At 67.1% G+C, this 21,028-nt stretch carries 16 protein-coding genes; 6 read left to right on the forward strand and 10 right to left on the reverse strand.

Annotated elements, in window-relative coordinates:
- The first annotated feature begins 105 nt into the window (after positions 1-105).
- Positions 106-447, forward strand: coding sequence for a hypothetical protein (locus RDU24_RS07325; protein ID WP_308735101.1), 342 nt, complete (start codon positions 106-108; stop codon positions 445-447).
- 65 nt (positions 448-512) lie between these two features.
- On the opposite strand, the gene RDU24_RS07330 is transcribed toward RDU24_RS07325, so the two are convergent.
- Positions 513-1,793, reverse strand: coding sequence for an adenylosuccinate synthase (locus RDU24_RS07330; RefSeq protein ID WP_308735102.1), 1,281 nt, complete (start codon positions 1,791-1,793; stop codon positions 513-515).
- Positions 1,794-1,879: 86 nt separating this feature from the next.
- Between RDU24_RS07330 and RDU24_RS07335 the strand changes: the two genes are divergently transcribed.
- Positions 1,880-3,244, forward strand: a complete 1,365-nt coding sequence (locus tag RDU24_RS07335) for a transglycosylase SLT domain-containing protein (protein ID WP_308735103.1) — start codon at positions 1,880-1,882, stop codon at positions 3,242-3,244.
- Here the strand turns inward: RDU24_RS07335 and RDU24_RS07340 are convergent.
- Positions 3,179-3,604 carry a hypothetical protein gene (locus RDU24_RS07340; RefSeq protein ID WP_308735104.1) on the reverse strand — a complete coding sequence of 142 codons (426 nt, stop codon included), beginning with the start codon at positions 3,602-3,604 and terminating at the stop codon, positions 3,179-3,181. The genes RDU24_RS07335 and RDU24_RS07340 overlap by 66 nt on opposite strands.
- A 174-nt stretch (positions 3,605-3,778) precedes the next feature.
- Between RDU24_RS07340 and RDU24_RS07345 the strand changes: the two genes are divergently transcribed.
- The 3 genes from RDU24_RS07345 (at position 3,779) to RDU24_RS07355 (ending at position 8,492) form a co-directional block, all read left to right on the forward strand.
- Positions 3,779-5,053, forward strand: a complete 1,275-nt coding sequence (locus tag RDU24_RS07345; protein WP_308735105.1) for an IMP cyclohydrolase — start codon at positions 3,779-3,781, stop codon at positions 5,051-5,053.
- 13 nt (positions 5,054-5,066) lie between these two features.
- On the forward strand, positions 5,067-7,199 hold the full coding sequence (locus tag RDU24_RS07350) for a ribonuclease catalytic domain-containing protein (protein WP_308735106.1): 2,133 nt from the start codon (positions 5,067-5,069) through the stop codon (positions 7,197-7,199).
- A gap of 141 nt (positions 7,200-7,340) precedes the next feature.
- A complete protein-coding gene (locus tag RDU24_RS07355) occupies positions 7,341-8,492 on the forward strand; it encodes a glycosyltransferase family 92 protein (protein ID WP_308735107.1) in 1,152 nt (383 codons plus the stop codon).
- A gap of 80 nt (positions 8,493-8,572) precedes the next feature.
- Here RDU24_RS07355 and RDU24_RS07360 read toward each other — a convergent pair whose 3' ends face one another.
- Positions 8,573-10,306, reverse strand: a complete 1,734-nt coding sequence (locus RDU24_RS07360; RefSeq protein WP_308735108.1) for an aldehyde ferredoxin oxidoreductase family protein — start codon at positions 10,304-10,306, stop codon at positions 8,573-8,575.
- A gap of 154 nt (positions 10,307-10,460) precedes the next feature.
- Here RDU24_RS07360 and cysQ point away from each other — a divergent pair, with 154 nt between their 5' ends.
- Complete coding sequence (gene cysQ / locus RDU24_RS07365) at positions 10,461-11,849, forward strand: 3'(2'),5'-bisphosphate nucleotidase CysQ (protein WP_308735109.1); 1,389 nt, start codon at positions 10,461-10,463, stop codon at positions 11,847-11,849.
- Between the two features lie 102 nt (positions 11,850-11,951).
- Here cysQ and rmuC read toward each other — a convergent pair whose 3' ends face one another.
- From rmuC to lptD, 7 genes are all read right to left on the reverse strand, one after another.
- A complete protein-coding gene (rmuC, locus tag RDU24_RS07370; RefSeq protein WP_308735110.1) occupies positions 11,952-13,469 on the reverse strand; it encodes a DNA recombination protein RmuC in 1,518 nt (505 codons plus the stop codon).
- 14 nt (positions 13,470-13,483) lie between these two features.
- Positions 13,484-14,059: a flavodoxin family protein gene (locus tag RDU24_RS07375; protein ID WP_308735111.1), complete on the reverse strand. Its 576-nt coding sequence runs from the start codon at positions 14,057-14,059 to the stop codon at positions 13,484-13,486.
- Entirely contained in the window at positions 14,056-14,937 is an 882-nt protein-coding gene (locus RDU24_RS07380; RefSeq protein ID WP_308735112.1) for a hypothetical protein, read from the reverse strand. Before RDU24_RS07380 ends, RDU24_RS07375 begins: the two co-directional genes overlap by 4 nt.
- Positions 14,938-15,036: 99 nt before the next feature.
- Entirely contained in the window at positions 15,037-15,225 is a 189-nt protein-coding gene (locus RDU24_RS07385) for a hypothetical protein (protein ID WP_308735113.1), read from the reverse strand.
- Between the two features lie 16 nt (positions 15,226-15,241).
- On the reverse strand, positions 15,242-16,378 hold the full coding sequence (gene alr / locus RDU24_RS07390; RefSeq protein WP_308735114.1) for an alanine racemase: 1,137 nt from the start codon (positions 16,376-16,378) through the stop codon (positions 15,242-15,244).
- Positions 16,379-16,508: 130 nt separating this feature from the next.
- Positions 16,509-18,374, reverse strand: coding sequence for a DNA mismatch repair endonuclease MutL (gene mutL / locus RDU24_RS07395; RefSeq protein WP_308735115.1), 1,866 nt, complete (start codon positions 18,372-18,374; stop codon positions 16,509-16,511).
- A gap of 16 nt (positions 18,375-18,390) precedes the next feature.
- Positions 18,391-21,006 carry an LPS-assembly protein LptD gene (lptD, locus tag RDU24_RS07400; protein WP_308735116.1) on the reverse strand — a complete coding sequence of 872 codons (2,616 nt, stop codon included), beginning with the start codon at positions 21,004-21,006 and terminating at the stop codon, positions 18,391-18,393.
- Positions 21,007-21,028: the final 22 nt, after the last annotated feature.

Below are 21,028 nucleotides of genomic sequence, written 5' to 3' on the forward strand. Positions count from 1 at the left end.
CGGGAGGAGCGGAAGAGGGGCACGCGGCCTGGGCAAAAATGCCCTGGCACGCAAGGTGCAGCAGCTTCGGCCATGGAGCCCCGCCGGGGCTCGAAGGAGGCCACCATGCCAGAAGCCGGCAGACAGCCCGTGCGAGATCAGGTGTTGGAGGCCCTGGGCCAGACCCAGGACAGCCTGCACGAACTGGATTACGAAGACGTCGCCATTTCCGCGGCGGGCCTGGCGCTGGTTCGCCAGGCGGCCACCCTGGTGCTGCGCCGCGTCAGCGGCATGGCGGCGGAAGAGCTGCCGATTTCACGAGCCCTGGCCCTGTTCCTCGACCACGTGTTCTGGAACGAGGCCACAGGCGGGCTGATCCTCTGCGCCGACCTCTCCGAGAAGAGCGTCTGCCTGCCGATTCCCGCGGACTGCTGGGGCATCAAGCCCCATATGGGCCACATCCAGTAGGCGCGCCCGGCCTGTCGCCCCGGAAAGGCCGAGGCGACGGCTGCGGGCCGGGCTGGCCGCCTTAACTAGCGGGTGAAGGTCTGGCTGCGGTCCGGGCCGACGGAAATCAGCCCGATGGGAACGCCGGAGAGCTGCTCCATGCGCTCCAAATAGGCTCTCGCGGCCTTGGGCAGCCCCGCAAAGGAGGTCACGCCCGTGATGTCCTCGGTCCAGCCGGGCATGGTCTCGTACACCGGCGTGACGTAAGCCATGCCGTTCTGCTCCTGGGGCGGATACTTGATCCGCTCGCCCCGGTACTCGTACTCCACGCAAATCTTCAGTTCCTTCAGTCCGGAGAGCACGTCGAGCTTGGTCACGGCCATCTCGGTGGGGCCGTTCAGGCGCGCGCTCTCGCGCAGGACGACCATGTCCAGCCAGCCGCAGCGGCGCTTGCGGCCCGTGGTGGCGCCGAACTCCCCGCCCTTTTCCTGCAGGTAGTCGCCGGTGGCGTCCAGAAGCTCGGTGGCGAAGGGGCCGCCGCCCACGCGGGTGGTGTAGGCCTTGACGATGGCGATGATGCGCTCAAGCATGCGCGGCGAGCAGCCCGAGCCGGAGGCCGCGTTGCCCGACACCGTGGTGGACGAGGTGACAAAGGGATAGGTGCCGTGGTCGATGTCCAGGTGCGTGCCCTGGGCGCCCTCGAACAGCACGGTGCCGCCGTCGGCCACGGCCTGTTCGATGGCCGTGGACACGTCGCCCAGGTAGGGGCTCAGGCGCTGGGCGAAGGGCAGAAGCTCCTGGAACACCTGTTCGGGGTCCATGGGCTCGCAGTCGTAGAGCTTGGCGAAGAGAACGTTCTTCTCCTCCAGGGCGCTTTTAATCTTCTCGCGCAGGAGTTCCGGGTCGGCCAGATCCGCGGCGCGAATGCCGCAGCGGTGCATCTTGTCCTCGTAGCAGGGGCCGATGCCCCGGCCCGTGGTGCCGATCTTGGAGCCCTTGGAACGCGAACCTTCCCTTGCCGAATCCAATGCCCGGTGATAAGACATAATCACGTGGGCCTTCTTGCTGACCATGAGCCTGGCTGGGGACACGTCCAGGCCCTTGGCAGCCAGCGTGTCGATCTCGCGCAGGAAGACCTCGGGGTCCAGCACCACACCGTTGCCGATGAGACAGATTTTCCCCGGGTGCAGAATGCCCGAGGGGATGAGGTGCAGAATGCACTTCTCTCCGCCCACCACAAGGGTGTGACCCGCGTTGTTTCCCCCCTGGAAGCGCACAATGGCTGCAGAATCCGCAGCCAGCATATCCACGATCTTGCCCTTGCCTTCGTCGCCCCACTGGGACCCGAAGACCACGATATTTGACATGAAGGCTCCTTATGGCTACTTGCCCCGTCCACGCGTGACGAATTTTTTGCGCAAGCGGATGATTTTCGTAAAAGAGGAATCGACACATGTCAACAATTGCCCCGGACAATGCCCCCAGATGGGCGCGCCAATTCAGGCGCGAGCACATCATCATGGGCCTCTTGTCCCTCGCCCTGTTCGGGCTTGTGCTCCACTACATCAGGACGCTTCCCCTGCCGAAGACCCTGATCGTGGCGGCCCCCATGCAGGCGCGCATGTCCGACACCTCCGGCATCAGCCCGGAGCAGGAGCTGCTGGAACGTTTCCGCATGCTCAACAATGGAGTGGAGGTGCGCCTGCTGCTGACGCGCACCCCTGAGGAAGCCCTGGAGATGGTCGAGCAGGGCAAGGCCCAGATCGGCCTGGCCCTTGGCGTGGCCCCCACCGAGGCCGAACGCCGCGACAGCCTTGACGCGGACAAGAAGCCCCGCGTGGCCTTTGGCCCGGAATACGACCGCCAGCCCATCTACGCGGTTGACTGGGACGAGGGCTACCTGCCGAACGGCAACATTCGGCCCGCCATGGACGAACTGTTGCGCGTGGCCGCATCCTTCTCCCAAGACCCGGTGCTCGCCCCGGCCCTGCCGCTGGATGCCCTGCATCTGCTGCTGCCCTTCCTGCCCGAGGTGCGCGACGTGGCCCCCACAGGCCGAGAGGCCGGGTACCGCTTCGTCTGGCGCACCGACGTGCCCAAGCTCGACAAGGCCATGCGCAGCTTCTGGAAGCAGTTGGCCTCTGACGGCACCCTGCCCGCCCTGCGAGAGCGCACCATGGGTTTTCTGCCCGAGGATCCGGACCCCTTCGAGATGGAGATACTGCGCCGCACCCTGGCGCTCTATGTGCCGCCCCACGCCGGCACCATCGCCAAGGCCGCCCGCAAGTGGAAGCTTGACCCCATCCTGCTCACTGCGGTGATCCACCAGGAATCGCACTTCGACCCGGCCGCCGTGAGCGCCACGGGCGTGCGCGGGATCATGCAGCTCACCGGAGACACCAGGGAACGCCTGGGCGTCACCGATCCAGGCAACGACGACGAGGTCATCACCGCCGGAGCCCGCTACCTGGACATGCTGCGCGGCCACTTTCTTGAACAGGGCTACAGCCGCGACGACGCCATGCTGCTCGGCCTGGCGGCCTTCAACGTTGGCCAGGGACACGTGGAGGACGCCATCAGCCTCGCCGGCAAGGGCCTGCCGGGCCTGCCGGGCTGGGTCGCCGTGCGCAGGGTGCTGCCCGCCCTGGCCCGAGAGGACGTGGCCAAAGACACCCGGCATGGTGTGTGCCGAGGTTTCGAGGCCGTGGAATTCGTGGATAAGGTGCGCTACTTCGCCTACGCGATCAAGGGGCTAGTCCACCAGGTCGGGCCGAAGCGGGATGAGCTTTCCGGCCTTCGGCTTGCCCTGGCGCGCTGAGGAGCGGGCCGGAGCCTTGGGGGCGGCCGGAGCCGACGACTGGTCGGGTTCGGACGAGGACGAGGCGGCCTGCCCGGGACGGCCTTCCGGCGCGGTCAGGTTCAGCATGCCCAGGTCGAGCCCGGGACCGGGCACGCCGGAGCGCGAAGCCGCCAGATTGTAGTTGAAGAGCTGATTCTTCATGCGCACCGACTGGATGACGCCGAAGATCAGCGCGGCTTCCTCCCAGCGCCTGGTGGGCTCGAAGCGGCGAACGATCTCCGCGTACTTCTCCCACAGGTCCATGAGGGAGGCCTCGTCAAAGGCGACGATCTGCCGGGCCAGCTTGGCAAGGGCGTTTTCCAGATATGACTCGGCCATTGTTGTGAACCTCCGTGGGCCGCGAACGCGGCGTGTGGAGGCTTGCTATCAGAATTCCCGGCACTCGCCAATGGCTGATCTGGCGCATTGCCCGCCGGGGTCGGCTGTGCTAACTGGTCCGTTGCCGGATGCGCGAGCGCGCACAGGACGTTACACGAAAACAAGGATGCGGCCATGAGCGAACTGAAAAAGATGTATACCACCCTGCTGCGCGACCACTTCCCCGACGACCTGCGCTTGCAGATCGGCAGCCAGGAACTGGTCTACAAGAAGCGCACCTGGAATATCGGCGGTGAAGTGCGCGGCCTGCGCTACGGCGAGAACCCGGACCAGCCCGCGGCCCTGTACGAGCAAGTTGGCGGCGAGCTTATCCTGGACGGCGTGGCCTTCCGCGCGCCCGGCCAGGGGCTCGTCTCGGCCCTCACCGAGGAGCACATGCTCCAGGCCGGCAAGCACCCCGGCAAGACCAACCTGACCGACGTGGACAACGGGCTGAACATCCTGCAATACCTCACCGCCCGCCCGGCCGCCGTCATCCTCAAGCACAACAATCCCTGCGGCGCCGCCTGGACCGACCTGGGCATCGCCGAGGCAGTGAGCCGCGCCTTCTGGGCCGACCGAATCGCCGCCTTCGGCGGGGCCGTGGTGGTCAACCGCCCTCTGACCAAGGAAGCCGCCGAGCTCATCAACTCCTTCTATTTCGAGGTGGTGGCCGCGCCCGAGTTCGAGCCCGGCGTGGTGGACATCCTGAAGGCGAGAAAGAACCTGCGCATCCTGAAGATCCCCGGCATCGCCAGACTCGACGAGCTGGCCCGCTCGCCGTTCCTTGACATCAAGAGCCTGTTCGACGGCGGGCTGGTGCTGCAGAGCTCCTTCCAGAGCCGCATCCGCGAGGCCTCGGACTTCCTGCCCGCCACGGCGGAAAAGGACGGCGTGACCTACACCTCGCGCAAGCCCACCGCGAGCGAGATGCAGGACCTCATCTTCGCCTGGTCCATCGAGGCCGGGGTCAGCTCCAACTCGGTGATCTTCGTGCGCGACGGCGTCACCACGGCCATCGGCACCGGCGAGCAGGACCGCGTGGGCTGCGTGGATTTGACCATCACCAAGGCCCGCACCAAGTATGCCGACCTGCTCTCGTTCAAGGAGCAGAACTGCTCCATCTACGAGCTGATGCTGGCCGCCCGCGCCGATGCGGCCAAGGCCGAGATCCTGGCCGACATCCGCAGGCGCTCCGACGAGGCGAGGGGCGGCCTGCCCGGCTCTGCGCTCGTCAGCGACGGGTTCTTCCCCTTCCGCGACGGCGTGGACCTGTGCCTTGCCCAGGGCGTCACCGCCATCGCCCAGCCCGGCGGTTCCCTGCGCGATTATGAAGTCATCCGCGCGGTGAACGAGGCCAGCCCCCAGGTGGCCATGGTCTTCACCGGCCAGCGGTCGTTTAAGCACTAGGCCGCAGGATCTGATGTCGAACCCCCCCAAGCTTTCCGGCTTTCTCAAGCCGGGCTCGGTCGTCGAATTTCTCCAGGACAACGAGGCGCACATCGCCTGGGTCCTGGAGGAATCCGGCGGACGCCTGCGCCTGCTGACCCGCACCCGCCGCGAGGTCAAACTGCCGGACTCGCGCCTGCTGCCCTGGACCGGGCCAGAATATCCCGCCGGGGCCACCCGAGAGGAGATCAGCCACCGCCTGGAGGCCCTGGAGACCCGCCGCCGCGAGATCATGGCCGAGCTGAACCCGCTGGAGCTCTGGGACATGGCCCAGGGCGAGCTTGAGCGCGCGCCCGTCGAATGGTTCGCCACGCTGCTCTGGCAGGAGCCGGGCGTCAACGAGCTGGCCGCGCTGGGCCGGGCGCTGCTCGGCGCCAAGACGCATTTCAAGTTCAACCCGCCGGACTTCGAGATCCACCCGGCGGACAAGGTCGAGGCCAGGCTGGCCCAGGAACGCGAGGCCAAGGAACGCGAGAGCGTGGTCAACGCCGGGCACGCCCTGCTCACCGGGCTGTGGAACCGCATCAAGTCCGGCCAGCCGCCGCTGCCCCCCGGCACGCGCGACCTGCCCGAGGCCCGCATTCCCGACGACGAGGTGCTGAAGCGCCTGCACGCCGTGCTGCTGGCCCAGGTGGCCGGGCGCTCCGCCTCAAGCAGCGAGCACGACGCCCTGGCCAAGTTCTGGGAGAGCCTCAAGAAATCCCTGCCCGACGTGCCGCACCTGCCGTTGCAGTTGGCCCAGGCCTGGGGCCTGCTGCCGCCGCACCACAATCATCTGCTGGACGAGGCCGGGTACGCCTGGGGCGACGAGTGGTCCGCCGAATTCGCGGACGAGATCTTCGAGCAGTTGAAGCGCTTCGACGACCTCGCCGCCAGCGCCGCCAAAGACGGCGGGCTCGACCCCACGCCTTTTGTGAGCATCGACGCGGCCACAACGCGCGACATCGACGACGCCTTCTTCGTGGCCCGGGCCGAGCTGCCCGGCGGAGGCGAAGGCTTCCGCTGCGCCATCGCCCTGGCCCGGCCCACGCTGGCCTGGGACTTCGGCGGCAGGCTCGACCGCGAGGTCATGAACCGCGTCACCAGCCTGTACCTGCCCGAAGGCTCCGGCCACATGATGCCCGAGAGCCTGGGCACCGGCCATTTCAGCCTGGCCGAGGGCCAGCCCAAGCCCGCCCTGGTGGCCGAGTTTCTGCTCGACGAGCGCGGCGAGGTGCTCGATACCACCCCGCGCCTGGCCTGGATCACCGTCACGCGCAACATCGCCTACCCCGACGCCCAGGCCACCCTGGACGCGGATTCCGACGCGCACCTGAGCCTGGCCATGCGCCTGGCTCGGCTGCTGCTCGACCGCCGCCTGGAACGCGGGGCCGTGGTCATCGACCGGCCCGAACCCGTGGTGAGCCTGGAGGGCGAGCCCGGCGACGTGCGCGTATGCATCGAGACCCGCGCAGGCTGCCCGGACGCGGAGCTGCTCGTCAGCGAATTTATGATCCTGGCCAACTGCGGGCTGGCGCGCTGGGCTGGCGAGGTCGGCGTGCCGCTGCTGCACCGTACCCAGAACATCGCCCTGCCCCCCAGCGCCACCGGCGTGTTCAACGACCCCGTGGACATCGCCCGGGTGGTCAAGCTGCTGGCTCCGCCCGCGCTGGAATGCACGCCGCGCCGCCACGCGGCCCTAGCCTGCGAGGCCTATGCCACGCTGACCTCGCCCATCCGCCGCTACGTGGACTTTCTGAACATGGCCCAGATTCAGGACTACCTCGCCACCGGCGCCCCGCGCCTGAGCCTGGCCGAACTGGAAGCGCTGATCCCCACGCTCTCGGCGCGCATCCAGGAGGTGGGGCAGATCCAGCGCTTCCGCCCGCGCTACTGGAAGCTCGTGTACCTGGCCCAGCACAAGCGCGAGAGCTTCCCGGCCCTGGTGGTGGATGACACCGGCCCCTACCCCACCCTGGCGCTGCCCGACTTGCAACTGCAGGTGCGCCTGCCGCGCAACATGCTGGGCGAAAAGGCCCACCCCGGCATGGCCGTGACCGTGCTGTTCGGGCGCATCGACCCGCTGACCAACGAACTGAAGGTGCTGGAGGCGCAGGAAGCGGAATAGCGCTTCATGCCATCCATTTTCCGCCCCCCTCTGTACAAGCCGCCAGGATTCTGTCACATCTGCGCACATCGGCCCCTTGCCGGTCTGCGCTCCTTCGCGCAGCTCCGCTCGCAAGAGCACGAGCCGAACCAGAGGTCCGCCATGCACTACCTCACCCTGGTGGCCATCGCGAAGGACGAGACGCGAAACCTGCGCGAATGGCTTGTGTACCACGCCATCCTGGGCGTCGAAGCCTTCATCATCTACGACAACGAAAGCAGCGTGCCCATACGGGAGACCCTTGCGCCTTATATGCGTGACGTATTCCTCACCGTTGTGGACATACCGGGCCAGAACATGCAGGCCACCGCGTACGCGCACGCCTTGCGCGATTTCGGCAACACGACGCGATGGATGGGCTTCATCGACCTTGATGAATACATCGTGCCGCACGCAACGGACGATCTGCGCCATCTGCTCACGGACTACGAGGACTACGCCGGGCTGGTCATCAACTGGGCCATGTACGGCTCCGGCGGGCACATGAAACGCCCCCACGGACTGATGATCGAGAACTACACAACGCGGCTGCCCTTGAGCGATTCGCAGAACGTCCATGTGAAGTCCATAGTGAAGCCGGCCTGCACGCTGCACCCCATGTCGCCCCACAGCTTTGCCTACCGCCAGGGCTGTTTCGCCGTGAACACGGACCGCATGCCCATCGCAGCACCCTTCAGCCCCGTGTGCCACGACAAGGTGCGCGTCAACCACTACTTCTACCGCTCCCAGGAGGAGTTCCAGGAGAAGATGGCGCGCGGCCGCTCGGACTGCAACGCACCAGAATACCAACGCTCCATCGACTGCTTCAACAACCAGCTCCATGCCCCGGCCGAGGAAGACAGATGCGCCACAAAATATCTAGACAAACTCAAGACTCTGCTGAAGGGCGATGATCCGGCTGCAGTCATCGCGTACCCGCGCCGGAGCATCGCGCAAGACCAGCCGGGCTACCTCACGGCCTACGTGGACGCGGCTCGGCGCTGCGACACCGATGGGGCCGAGGTGATCTTGCGCGAAGCCCTTGCGCGTTTCCCGGACGACCCGGTGCTCATCGCCGTGCGGGCGGGCACCCTGCGCCTGTCGGGCGACCTGCCCCGCGCCCTGGCCGAGGCCAAGCGCTCCTTAAGCATCATCCCCACGGCCCAGGGCCTCACCGAGCTCGCGGCGGTGCACCGGGCGCTGGGCGAGCACGCCCTGGCCGAGAAGGTCAAGGATTACCACGATTACCTGGTCCGGTTCGGGCATTTGAACTAGCCGCGCGCATCCGTAACGCAAACGAAAAGGCCGGAGCCCCATCGGAGCCCCGGCCTTCTGCGTTTCCCGTCTAATCTGGTCTAGCAGACCTTGGCGGCCTGCATTTCCTCGGCGGTGAAGTCCCACACGGTGCCGTGGGGCGGCAGCGGCTCGTTCTTGAAGAAGTCCGGCAGCTGGTCGTCCTTGGCGGTGAAGCCAGCGGCGGTGTTGAAGGCGATCTCGTCCTTCAGGGTGTTGATGCCCAGGTTCACCACGTCGTCCACGGTGTAGGGCTTGCCGGTGAGGGCCGCCACCAGGTCCGCGATGCAGGGCACGCCGTCGGCGTTGTCCAGCACGGCGAAGGCCACGAACAGGCACAGGCCCAGGGCGTCCACGGCGGCGGTGGCCACCTGCAGGTTCTTGCTGATCTCGATCTGGCCGGCCTTGCCCGTGGGGGCCACGTCGCCGCCGACCTTCAGGATGTTCTGGCACACGGCGTAGCCGGCGGTGTGGTCCGCGCCCTGGGTGGTGGTGCAGTAGGTCACGCCCACGCCCTTCACGCTGCGGGGGTCGTAGGCGGGCAGGGCCTGGTTCTTGACCACGGGCACGCGGTCCACGCCGAAGGCCTGGGCGGCGAAGCCCGTGCCGTTGCCGATGATGCGGCCCATGGCGTCGGACTTGTCGCCCACCTTGCGGATGAGCTTCTCGGCGGCCTTGCCGTCGCCCCAGGCGATGATGCCGCCTTCCATGGCCATGGCGATGGTGTTGCCGAGCTCGATGGTATCAAGGCCCATGTCGTCGCAGGCGCGGTCGAGGGCGGCGATGTCGTCCAGGTCCTTGATCAGCGTGTTGGCGCCAAACGCCCACACGGTCTCGTACTCGAAGCCGCTGGTCAGGTACTTGCCGGCCTTGTCCACGTACTCCTGGGAGCACTGGATGATGCAGCCGGTGTGGCAGCCGTGCTTGACCTTGCCGCCGCGCTTGGTGATGGTCTCGGCGATGGCCTCGCCGGAGATGGCGGCGGCGTGCTCGAAGCGGCCGTCGCGGAAGTTCTTGGTGGGCAGGGCGCCCGCCTCGTTGATGATGTTCACCAGGATGGCGGTGCCGAAGCCCGGCAGGCCCTGGCTGGTGACCGGGTGGCCCTTCAGGATCTCGACCCAGCGCTTGCCCGCGGCCTTGAACTTCTCGGCGTCGACGCCGGGGACCATGCTGCAACCGGCGTCGTCCAGAACGATGGCCTTGACCTTCTTGGAGCCCATGACCGCGCCCAGGCCGCCGCGTCCGGCCGCGCGGGACGGACGGCCCTCGGGGTCGGAGAACTGCACAGAGGCGGCCATGCGGCAGGTCTCGCCGCCGGGGCCGATGAGCATGGCGCCGATCTTGGACCCGAACTTGGCCAGGATCTTGTCCATGCAGGCGTAGGTGCCAAGGCCTTCCATCTCGCTGGCGGCCTCGAACTTGACGCCGTCCTTGGTGATGATGATGTTGGTGAAGCCGGCGCCTTCCTCGGGCTTGTCCTCCAGCACGATGGCCAGGATGCCCAGCTTGGCGAGCTTCTGGGCGAACTGGCCGCCGGAGTTGCTCTCCTTGATGGTGCCGGTGAGGGGCGACTTGGCGCCCAGGGAAATGCGGCCTGAGTTGGCGACGATGGTGCCGGTCAGGACGCCAGCGGCGGCCACCAGCTTGTTGGCGGCGGAAAGAGCGTGGGCCGTGGCCGGGACTTCGTCCAGCACGATGCGGGAGGTCAGGGCGCGACCGCCCAGGCCCAGGTATTTGCCCAGTTCCTCGAACTTGAATTCCTTGGTGCGGGTGTTGATGCGCAGTATCTTCGACATGTTGTCGCTCCTGTGTTTATGGTTGCGAAGGCGCGCGGCCTTGACTAAGCGAGAGGCTCAGCTGAAGATACGTATGGGAAGCGAAAAGTCAAACATATTTGGCTGTTGTATCACTCATGACATATATCAATAGTGACATAGTCACGGAGGCCCAATGCCCGGAGCACACAACCTCACGGTCACGGCGAGCCGAGAATCTCTGCTGGCCCTGACCCCCATCCTGCGCGAAGGGGTCGGCATCGGCCTGCGGCCCGGCATCAGCCTGCGTCAGACCATGATCCAGGACCTGGGGTTCTGCCCCACGTGCGTGGAGGAGCGCGTGCAGACCGTGTTCCTCGACGGCTCGCCCGTGGACGACATCGACGCCGACCACGCGGTGGCGGGCTGCACCCTGGCCCTGGCCGGAGCCCTGCCAGGCGTGGCGGGCATCGCCATGCGCCGGGGCAGCCCGGTGGGCGTGTTCCGCGAGGGCATCGCCCACGGCATCGCCCACGAAGACGAGGCCGCCTCGACCGCGCTCCTGCCCGTCACGCTCAAGCTTTTCAACACAGTGGCCATTGAATGCCTGGCGGCAGTGCTCGAGCAGGGAGTGGAACTGCGCGCGGGCCGACTGGCCGAACTGCTCGCGGCAGACCCCGACGCCCTGGCGACGGCCTCCTTCACGCTCAACGGGCAGGACGTGGACCGCGCCGCGCTCGTCACCGCGTTGACAGGCCAGGCCGGAACCCTCCGCCTCACCGCCGAGCACGCCGAGACGAACGCCCCGACCCCTGACCTCGCGGTCCTGGCCGACATCGCCGAGACCGCAGGCCGGGCCATCATGAAGGTGCGCGAGGCCGGCTTCCGGGTGGAGTACAAGGAAGACCACTCGCCGCTGACCCGCGCCGACCTGGCCTCGCACGAGACCATCCTGCGCGGCCTGGCGGAGAAATTTCCCGGCGTGCCGGTGCTCTCGGAAGAAGGCGCGGCCATCCCCGCCGAAAAGCGCCAACGCTGGAAGCGCCTGTTCATCGTGGACCCGCTGGACGGCACCAAGGAGTTCGTGAAGGCTCTGGGCGAGTTCTGCGTGTGCATCGCCCTGGCCGAGGACGGCTACCCGGCGCTGGGAGCCGTGCATGTGCCCGTGTGGGGCAAGACGTATGTGGGCGGCCTGGGCCTGGGCGCCTTCCTGCGTGAAAACGGCGGCGCCTGGACGCCGATCAGCGTGCGCCACCCCGACCCGGCGGGCCTCACCGTGCTGGCCAGCCGCTCCCACCCCTCGCCCGAAACCGACCAGTACCTTGCGTCGATAAACGTTCGCGAGCGGGTCACCGCGGGCAGCGCGCTGAAGTTCTGCCTGGTGGCCGAGGGCAAGGCCGACCTGTACCCGCGCCTGAACACCGGCATGCGCGAATGGGACTCCGCCGCCGGGCAGGCCGTGCTCGAGGGCGCTGGCGGCAGCGTGCTGGAACTCGTGGACGGGCAGCCCGGCCCGCGCCTGGCCGTGAACAAGCCGGACCTGAAGAACCCGGCGTTCATCGCCTCGGCAACGCCGAGAGCGTAGCCGGGGGCGCTGCCCAGCGCCCGATCAACGCGACGACCTTAAGCTAGGGTTGCTGCTCGTTTGGCGGTGAAACGGCGGCGGGAGGGGAGCCCTCCCCCACCCCTACTCCTCGCCCGCCGCGATTTCGCGGGCGCTGACTTCGAGCGGGTCGAGCACAGGCAGGTCTTTCTCGGGCGCGGCGGCCAGTTCCTTGAAGCGCCGGGCCTGAACGAGCACCCGCGATTCGAGCGAGCTGACGGTCTTGTTGTAGGCGTCGACCGCGCCGGTGAGGCCCTTGCCCACGCGGGCGAAGTGCTCTGCCAGGGTGACGATGCGCTTGTAGAGTTCGCGGCCCAGCTCGCTGACCTGCTGCGCGCTCTCGGCGACCTTTTCCTGCTGCCAGCCGTAGGACACGGCCTTGAGCAGCGCGATGAGCGTGGTGGGCGAGGCCACGATGACGTTCTGTTTCACCCCGACCTCGATGAGCGAGGGGTCGAACTCCAGGGCGGAGCTGAAGAAAATTTCCCCGGGCAGGAACATGACCACGAATTCCGGGGTGGGCTTCAGGTGCTCGCAGTAGCTTTTCTGGCCCAGCTTGGCCATGTGGTCGCGGATCTGCCGGGCGTGGGAGAGCATGTTCTGCCTGCGCGCGTCCTCGTCCTGGGACTCGTAAGCGTTCAGATAGGCTTCCAGCGGGGCCTTGGCGTCGACCACGACGTTCTTGCCGCCGGGCAGGCGCACGATCATGTCGGGCCGCAGGCGGCCGTCCTCCGTGGTGACCGACGTCTGCTCGGAGAAGTCGCAGTAGTTCACCATGCCCGCAAGCTCCACCACGCGCCGGAGCTGCATCTCGCCCCAGCGGCCGCGAACGGTGGGCCGCCGGAGGGCGTCGACGAGCTTCTTGGTCTCCTTCTTCAGGTCCACCTGGTCCGAGGCCAGGAACTTCACCTGCTGGGAGAGCTCAACGTAGGCGTTCTGGCGGCTCTTTTCCATTTCCTGGATTCGCGCGTCGACCAGGGTGAGGGATTCCTTGATGGGCTTCACCAGGCCCTCGATGTTCTTCTGGCGCAGCTCGAGGTCGCCCTTGGCGGCTTCCTGGAAGCTCGACAGGTGGGCCTTGGCCAGCTCCACGAAGTTGGCGTTGTTGTCCTTGAGGGCGTTGGCGGACAAGGCCTTGAAGGTGTCCTGCAGCTTGGCCTGGAGGTCTTCCAGCAGGGCCTGCTTTTCCGTTGCCGCCTTGCGCTCCTCCTCCATGCGCGCCACGAGGTCGCCCTCGCGCACCTTGAGGGCGGAGAGCTCCTCGTTCTGAGCGCTCAGGCGCGCTTCCAGGGAGGGCAGGCGCGCGGACAGCTCGTCGGCCTTGGCCTCGGCGCTGGCGCGGCGGCTTGTCTCGGCCAGCAGGTCCTCGCGCAGGGACTTCGCCTCGCCCTGGGCGGCGTCCAGGTCGCAGCCGAGGGACGCCAGGCGCTCCTCGGCCCCGCGCAAGCGCTCGGCCAATCCGGCCTCGGCAAACCGGGCCTGGGACAGTGCGGCCTCAGCCTCGGCGCGCAGGGCGGCGCAGTCAGCGGCGGCGCGGGCGCGCAGCAGCACAAAGACAAGGCCCGCACCCAGCGCAAGTCCCGCCAGCAGTGCGGGGAGCATCGACATGTCCACGGCTAGCCCGCGATTTTCTTGAGCAGCCAGGCCATGTTCTTGCCCAGGGTGCGCATTGTGGCAATGGCCTCGTCGTCGCCGTTGACCTGTCCGGGCTCGCGGCCAAAGCCCATGTTCCAGTAGCTGGAGCCGGGCACGACCATCTGGCCGATGAAGAAGAAGTGGTTCAGGGTGTCGAAGGTGTGGATGGCCCCGCCCCGGCGCGCGGTGACAACGGCGGCTCCGGCCTTGCGCTGGAGCATGTCCTCGTTGGCGCGGGCGACCATGCCCGAGCGGTCCATGAGGGCCTTCATGTTGGTGGTAACATCGGCGAAATAGGTGGGCGAGCCAAGCAGGATGCCGTCGGCAGCGAGCATCTTCTCGATGTAGCTGTTCATCTTGTCGTCATCCACAGCGCAGCGCTTGTCCTTGTTTTCAAAGCACTTGTAGCAGGCGATGCAGCCCTGCAGCCCCTTGGGGCCAAGCTGCACCAGCTCCGTCTCGAAGCCCTCGCTCGAAAGCTCCGCCAGGGCCGTGTTGAGCATGATGGCGGTGTTGCCGTTGAGCCTAGCGCTGCCGTTGATTGCCAAAACCTTCATGCACTGCCTCCTTGCGTTTCGTTCAATATGCGTTCGGTCCACCGAACGCCCTGGGTCGCGGCACCGTCCAGTGCGCCCACGGCGGTGAAACCGACTGCTATGCGCCGGGTCTTCTCGTCCGGGGCGCTGATGCCCCGCACAAGACCGGCGTACCAGTAGTGTTTGAACTGCTTCTCCTTGAACTGGAACAGGGAACATTTGAGCACCACCGGGCTGCCGGGTTCCAGCCCGGGCGGCACCAGGGCGGCGCGCAGCTCCATGGCCAGCCCGCCGGGAGAAATATCGGTGACGGCGTTCTCGCCGCCGTTCTGCCCGTCGTAGGCGTTGATCCAGATGTCCGGCGCGGCCTCGGGGAAGAACAGGCGGCTGGTCTCGGCGTCCGCGGCCCAAAGGCGCACGTGCACGAAGCGCGGGTCGCTGACGCGCTTGCGGGCGTGCCTGCGGCGCGACACTGCCTCCAGCAACAGCGGGGGCCGCAGCACCACCTGCGGCAACTCAAGCGAGCTGTGGACCGCCACCACCTCGGTCTGGAAGGAGTTCACCCTGGCCCCCCCCCGGCGCATCGGGGCGAAGTAGCAGGTCAAGGCCAAGCCGGGACGCAGCTCCAGGGATCCGGCGCTGTCCAGCAGGTCGCAGACAAGGCCGTCCGGGCCGATGCTCTTGGGCAGGCAGCGGGCCTGGGGTTCGCCAGCATTGCCGGACAGCAGGTCCAGAGGCGCGGCGTGGCGTATCAGCTCAGCCATGAGGGCCTGGGGCGAGGCGACCACGGGCGCGGCTGGCTTTGGCCGGGGCCAGCCGAAGCGGCCCAGCGCGAAGCCGCCCACGGCGGCAAGAACCACCGCGAGCGCGAAACCTGACCACAACGCCACATCCCCCATGCACAGCTCCATTTTCTACGGACTGCGCACAGGATACTTGGCCCGCGCCAGGGTTGTCAAACCTCGGGAGAAATCAGAAGAAAAAAAGTGCGGAAGGGGCTAATGGAACACGTCGTAGAGCTCGGGGCTCACGTCGACGACGAACATGCCCGCCTCCACGCGCATGCGCACGTTGAGCTCAGGGATGAGCGCCATGTCCTCGGCCACATTGGCCCACTTGCGCAGCAGGGCCTTGGGGTCGGCCTCGTCCACCGGAACGCTCTCGGCTTGAATCCACTCGTCGCTCATGGTCGGCCTCCCTGGCCTAGATGTAGACCCGCCGGTTCAAGCCCAGCAGGCAGAAGACTTCATAGGAAATGGTGCCCCACCACGAGGCCAATTCCTCGGGGCTGATGGCCAGGGGGCCTTCGCCGCCAAGCAGGGTCGCCCACTCGCCGGGCCGGGCATCGGGGATGTCCGTGACATCGCAGGCCGTGAGCTGCATGCAGACCCGCCCGATGACAGGCGCGCGGCGGCCGGCGATGAGCATCTGCGCGCTCTTGCCGGTGAGGCTGCGGCTGTAGGCGTCCGCGTAGCCCGCGGCGACGATGGCCACGCGCATGTCGCGCTCCGCCGTGTAGGTGCAACCGTAGCTGATGCAGCAGCCTCTTGGCAAGGAATGCACCGAGGCGATGCGCGTGCGCACGGTCATGGCCGGGGTCAGTCCGCGCCCCAGGTGGTCCCAGGAGGTGCCGCCGAAAGGGTTGGCCCCGTACAGGGCGATGCCCGCGCGCTGGCTCTGGTGGTGCAGCGTGGGGTGCCCCAGGATGCCCGCGGAGTTGGCCAGGTTGGCCTCCACGCTCAAGCCGGCCTTGGTCAGGGTCGAAAGGATGAAGGTGAAGCGCTCGGCCTGCCCCATGAGGTAGTCCACGGACTCGGGCTGGTCGGCGGTGGCCAGGTGCGAGCTGACCATGACCGGGCGCACCAGCGGGGCCTCGCGCAGGCGGTCCAACAGCCTCGGCAGGTCCTCCACGGCGAAGCCCAGGCGGGCCATGCCGGTGTCGAACTTGAGGCTCATGTCCAGCCCCTTGCCCACGCGCGCGGCCTGGCGGGCCAGGGCCTCCAGCTGCCGGAAGCTGCCGATGAGCGGCAGGAGCGAATGCTCCCAGAGCAGCGGATAGTCTTCGGGCTCAAGGGGCCCCAAAAGCACCATGATGCGGCTCTTCAGGCCTTTTGCCGTCAGGTGCTGGCGAAGAGCCGCGCCCTCCTCCACCGTTCCCACGGCGAAGGTGTCGCAGCCTTCCTGGGCCAGCGCGCTGGCGACCTCGGTCAGGCCGTGGCCGTACGCGTCGGCCTTGATGACGCCGATGACGCGGCTGCCACGGCTGCACAAAAGGCGGTAGTTGGCCCGGATCGCCGCCAGACGGACTCGGACCTCAAGCTTGTTGAAGGCTATGGTCATGGGACGAAAGACTCCTGAACGCACAAATCTCAGAGGGTAGAGGAAGCGCCGTGCGTTCTTTGGCAGAGTTTTGGCTCCCGCGCAAGATGCGTAGGCCTCTATACCGCGCTACGGCACAAAAATACGTATTTCACTTCCGTTTGAACAGGCGTTCCAGGTCTGCCGCTCCAAAGGCCACGGCGACAGGCCTGCCGTGCGGACAAAAGTCACGGTCCGGAGTGTCCAGCCAGACCTCCAGCAGGCTCAGGGCCTCGTCCACGGCCAGGGGCTGCCCGGCCTTGATGGCCGACTTGCAGGAGAGCATGGTCCACAGTTCCGCCAGCCCGCCGGTGCGGTCGGCCAGGGCGTCGCGCAGGAACTCGGCGGCCTTCCCCGCAGGCAGGCTGGGCGGCACGCCGCGCACGGAAAGCTTGCCCGCGCCGGACATCTCCAGCAGGAACCCGCAGGACCGCAGTTCGTCCCAGAGTTCCTGCGCGCGCGCGGCCTCGGACGGATGCAGGGTGAGTTCCAGCGGCAGGGCCAGGGGCTGGGAGTCTCCGCCGCTGCGCGCCCGGCGCATGTTTTCAAGGATCACGCGCTCATGGGCCGCGTGCTGATCCACCAGGACGAGCTTGCCCCCTCCCTGGCGCAGTACCAGATACGTATCAGCGATCTGGCCCAGGTACTCAAGCCCGCCCTGAGACAAGGGCCTCGGCTCTGGACCGGCCGAGAGGTGGGCCGGACCGGGCCCGGGCGCAAGTCCCGGGGAGGACGTCGGCTCAGGCGAGCGTTGGCGTGGGGCCAGGGGCAGCGGCACCACGCGCTCGCGTTCGGGGTTGGAGAAAGCCTGCCAGCCGCGCAGCATGCCCGGCTTGTCGCCCAGGGGAGCGGCACCCCGGCTCTCCGCGCGGTCGGCCGACGACCCGGCCGCGGCCCCGGAAGGCGGCGGCGTCCAGGCCTGGGAGCCGTAAGAACCGCCGGAACGGATGGAAGAGCTGTAGGACGCGCTCTGTTCGGCGAGGGCATCGGCCCCGGCGGCAGGGGCCAGGGCCAGGCGCACCAGGGCGAAAACCGCGCCCTCGTCGCGGAAACGCACCTCCTGCTTGGCCGGGTGCACGTTCACGTCGACCTCTTCCGGTGGCAGATCGAGAAACAGCACCACCTGGGGATGCTCGCCGGAAAGGATGCGGCCCTTGTAGGAGTCGCGGGCGGCGCGGGCCAGCAGGCGGTCCTGCACAGGTCGCCCGTTGACGTAGAACAGCATGCGGTCGGGCCGGTTCTGGGCGTGGGAAGGCCGTCCGGCCATTCCACGCGCCCTGAGTTCGCCGTGCTCACGCGAGAACTCGACCAGGCCCTCCAGCACCGCCGGGGGCCAGAACTGGCTCAGGCGCGCCTGGAGCGTCTGCCCGCCTGGCAGGCGGAAGACCTCGCGCCCGCCGAGAGTCAGGGAGAAGGCCACGTCCGGCCTGGCCAGCGCCATGCGCATGAGGACTTCCTGGCAGCGCTTGGCCTCGGTGGCCTCGGTGCGCAGGAACTTGAGCCGGGCCGGGGTGCTGGCGAAAAGGCGGCGCATTTCCACGCGGGTGCCCGCGGCCAAAGCCGCCGGACCTTCGGAGAGCACCGCGCCGCACTCCACGTCGAGGCGCGCGGCCTCCGGCTCATCCTGCACGCGGGAGGTCAGCGTCAGGTGCGACACCGAGGCGATGCTCGGCAGGGCCTCGCCGCGGAAGCCGTAGCTGGTGACGGAGAAAAGTTCGGAAACGCTGGCGAGCTTGCTCGTGGCGTGCCGGGTGACGGCCAGGGAGAGCTCCGCCGGGGGAATGCCCGCGCCGTCGTCCTGCACTACCATGCGGGCCACGCCGCCGCCTTCAAGCGTCACATCGACCCGGGCTGCGCCAGCGTCAAGGCTGTTCTCGACCAGTTCCTTGAGCACGCTGGCCGGACGTTCCACCACCTCGCCGGCGGCGATCTGGTTTCGCAGTATCTCTGGCAGGAGGGTGATGGCTTTGCGCGTCATGCGCGCGAGCATGCCTTTAGGGCTTGCCGAAATCAAGCAGGTTGAAGCGCAGTTCCAGACTCTGGTCGGAGGGCTTGCGGCTGAAAAGCAGCTGCACGTTGTAGCACTGGTCGGTCCAGGTAAGGCCGACGGTCTTTTCCAGGTCCGCATTCCCCGCGATGTCCATGCGGTAGTCCGAGGTGAACTTGAGCTTGTCGGTCAGTTCCACGTCCACTCCGAGGCGCAGGGCCTGGACGTCCTTGGTGCGCTGCCGCTTGTACTCGTCCAGCGGATAGAGGTAATCGTACCCGAACCGCATCTCGCCCAGCTTTTCCTTGCTCAGGGTAAGCATGTGCTCATGCTCGGTGGGGCGCCCCAGGTAGGGCGAGTAGAAGGTCTTTGAAGTCAAGGTGACATACTTCTGCGGGGTCACGGCGGCCTCGACCATGATGTCCGAATACGGCCTGCGGGCATAGGTGCCCAGCGCATCCTTGCGCGCGGCCTCGTCACGGTCGAAGGACTGCTCCAGGCGCAGGCGGAGGAAGTCCAGGTAGTCCGTGGCCGCCACCGGGATGGTCGCATTGCCGTTGGGCGCGGCCACGACGCTGGTGCGCCTGCGGTCCAGCACGTTGGTCAGAGAATAGGTGATGGTGTTCTTGCGCTGGATGCGGTCCAGGGCGTCAAAGGAGGGCAGCCGGTTCTGGGACTGGGGAGCGGGGATGTAGGCGAATTCCAGTCTTGGGGCCACGCTGTGGCGCACGGCGCCCCACTCGCTTTTACCCACATTCTCCGCCTTGGCCTCCAGGGGGTTGTTCAGCGTAAACACGCGGCTCATCTCCGTGAAGGCTGAGAACCCAAGCTCCATGTAGGTTCTGTGCGGGGACTTGTTGTTCGTGGTGGCGGGTGGCTCGTTGGTGTACCCTCCCACTCCGTAAGACGTGGTGCGCAGGCCGATGCTCGGGATCACCGTCACCGGCCCGGCCGCCAGGGGCAGGCTCACCGTGGGGTGGACGTCCGTACGGAAGCCCCGCGTACCGTACTTGCGCCAGAAATAGTCGAAACGGCCGGAGCCCTCCCATTCCAGCGGCGTGCCGGGTATGGAGTCCTTGAAGGCGAAGGCGTGAATCTCCGGGATGGTCTGGGTCGTGGGGTTGGCCTTGGCCGAATTGTTGCCGTTCATGTAGGCCAGGTTCTGGGTCCAGACCGTCTTGCCGACCACGCCGTAGCGGTCCCAACTGCGGGACAGGTAGGCCGTGCTGCTGCGGGTGAGGGAGTCGGCCACGTCGATGTCGCGGCCGAATTCCCGCAAAAACGTTTTGCGGCTTGCGTCGAAGCCCGAGAGTCCGCCGCCGAACTCGCGCAGGTAGTTCTGGTCGCTGACCATGTCCAGATCCAGCTTGACCTGCCAGGCCGGGTCCTTGACGAAACCGTTGAACTTGCTGCGCAGCCACCAGCGGTTGGAGTTCGGGCGCGTCAGCCCGTCGCCCTGGAGGTAGAGTTCCTCCTGGCTCGAGTTCGCGGCGGTCTTGCGGTCATTCAGGATGTCAAAGCGCCAGTCGCCCTTGGTGTCCAGATTTTCCGTGTGGCGGTATTCCAGGCCCTGCATGAAGCCCCGACTGCTCATGGCGTTCTCGAAGAACGTCAAATCGCGCTCGTCGTCGAGCACCTGGTAGTAGGGCTGGTTCACCGACACCCCGCGCCGTTTGCTGTAGGAAATATCCGGCACGAGAAAGCCGCTCTGCCGCCTGGCGCCACCGGGCAACGACATGAACGGCAGGTAGGCCACAGGGGTGTCCTTCACGTTGAAGCGCGTATGCCAGAGCTTGGTGCGGCCGTCGATGTTGATGTCGCCCTCTTCGGCGGTGATCGCCCAGGCGGGCTTGTCGCCGTCGCAACCGGTGACCTTGGCGTTCTGGAAACGGTAGCTCGACGCGCCATATTTGCGGATGGTCTCGCTCTGAAAATAGATGTGCGGCTTGCCCACGAAGACCTTGCCGCGCTTGAGCCAGCCGAGCATGTTGGACAGGTCGAACTCGGCCTCTTCGGCCTCCAGGATGTCGCCTTCCCAGGCCACGCGCACGTTGCCCTTGAGCACGACCCAGCGGCTGGCCTGATAATAGCGCATGAAATCGGCCTTGAGCGTGTTCAGGCCTTTGACCAGCAACACGTTGCCCACGGCCTGGATGTATTCGCTGTCGTGCTGGCCTTCGATGCGGTCGGCTGAGAGCTTCCACTGGTCCGGACCAAGCTCCTGCTCCACGGCGAAAGTGGGCGGCGGCGGCGGAAGCAGCGATGCCTCCGCGCCCGGCGGGCTGACGCCCATGCGCACTTCCGGGCCGTTCCCGGCCAGGCCTGGCCCGCGCTGGGCGACGTCGTGCCCGAGAAGCAGGTTCTCGGCGAAGACCGGCGGCTCGGCCAGCGAGGGCGTCGGAATGTCGACGCTTGTGCTGATGCCGGGAGGGGGCGGCACGCGCACGGGCTGCGCCGCCTCCATGCGGATCTGGCGGACGGCTTGCGGCTGCGCGGACGGAGGCGACACCGGGAGGCGAACCTCCGGCCCGTCGGCGGTGCCTATGACCGCAAGGGTAGGCCCCGCCAACAGGCAGTGGAGCAGCCCCAGGGCCAGGAAGAGCACATACCGCTTACGATTCAACCGCTTGTCGTCCTTTGTCTTT

The organism is Humidesulfovibrio sp. (genome assembly GCF_031082295.1).
Lineage (GTDB): Bacteria > Desulfobacterota > Desulfovibrionia > Desulfovibrionales > Desulfovibrionaceae > Humidesulfovibrio.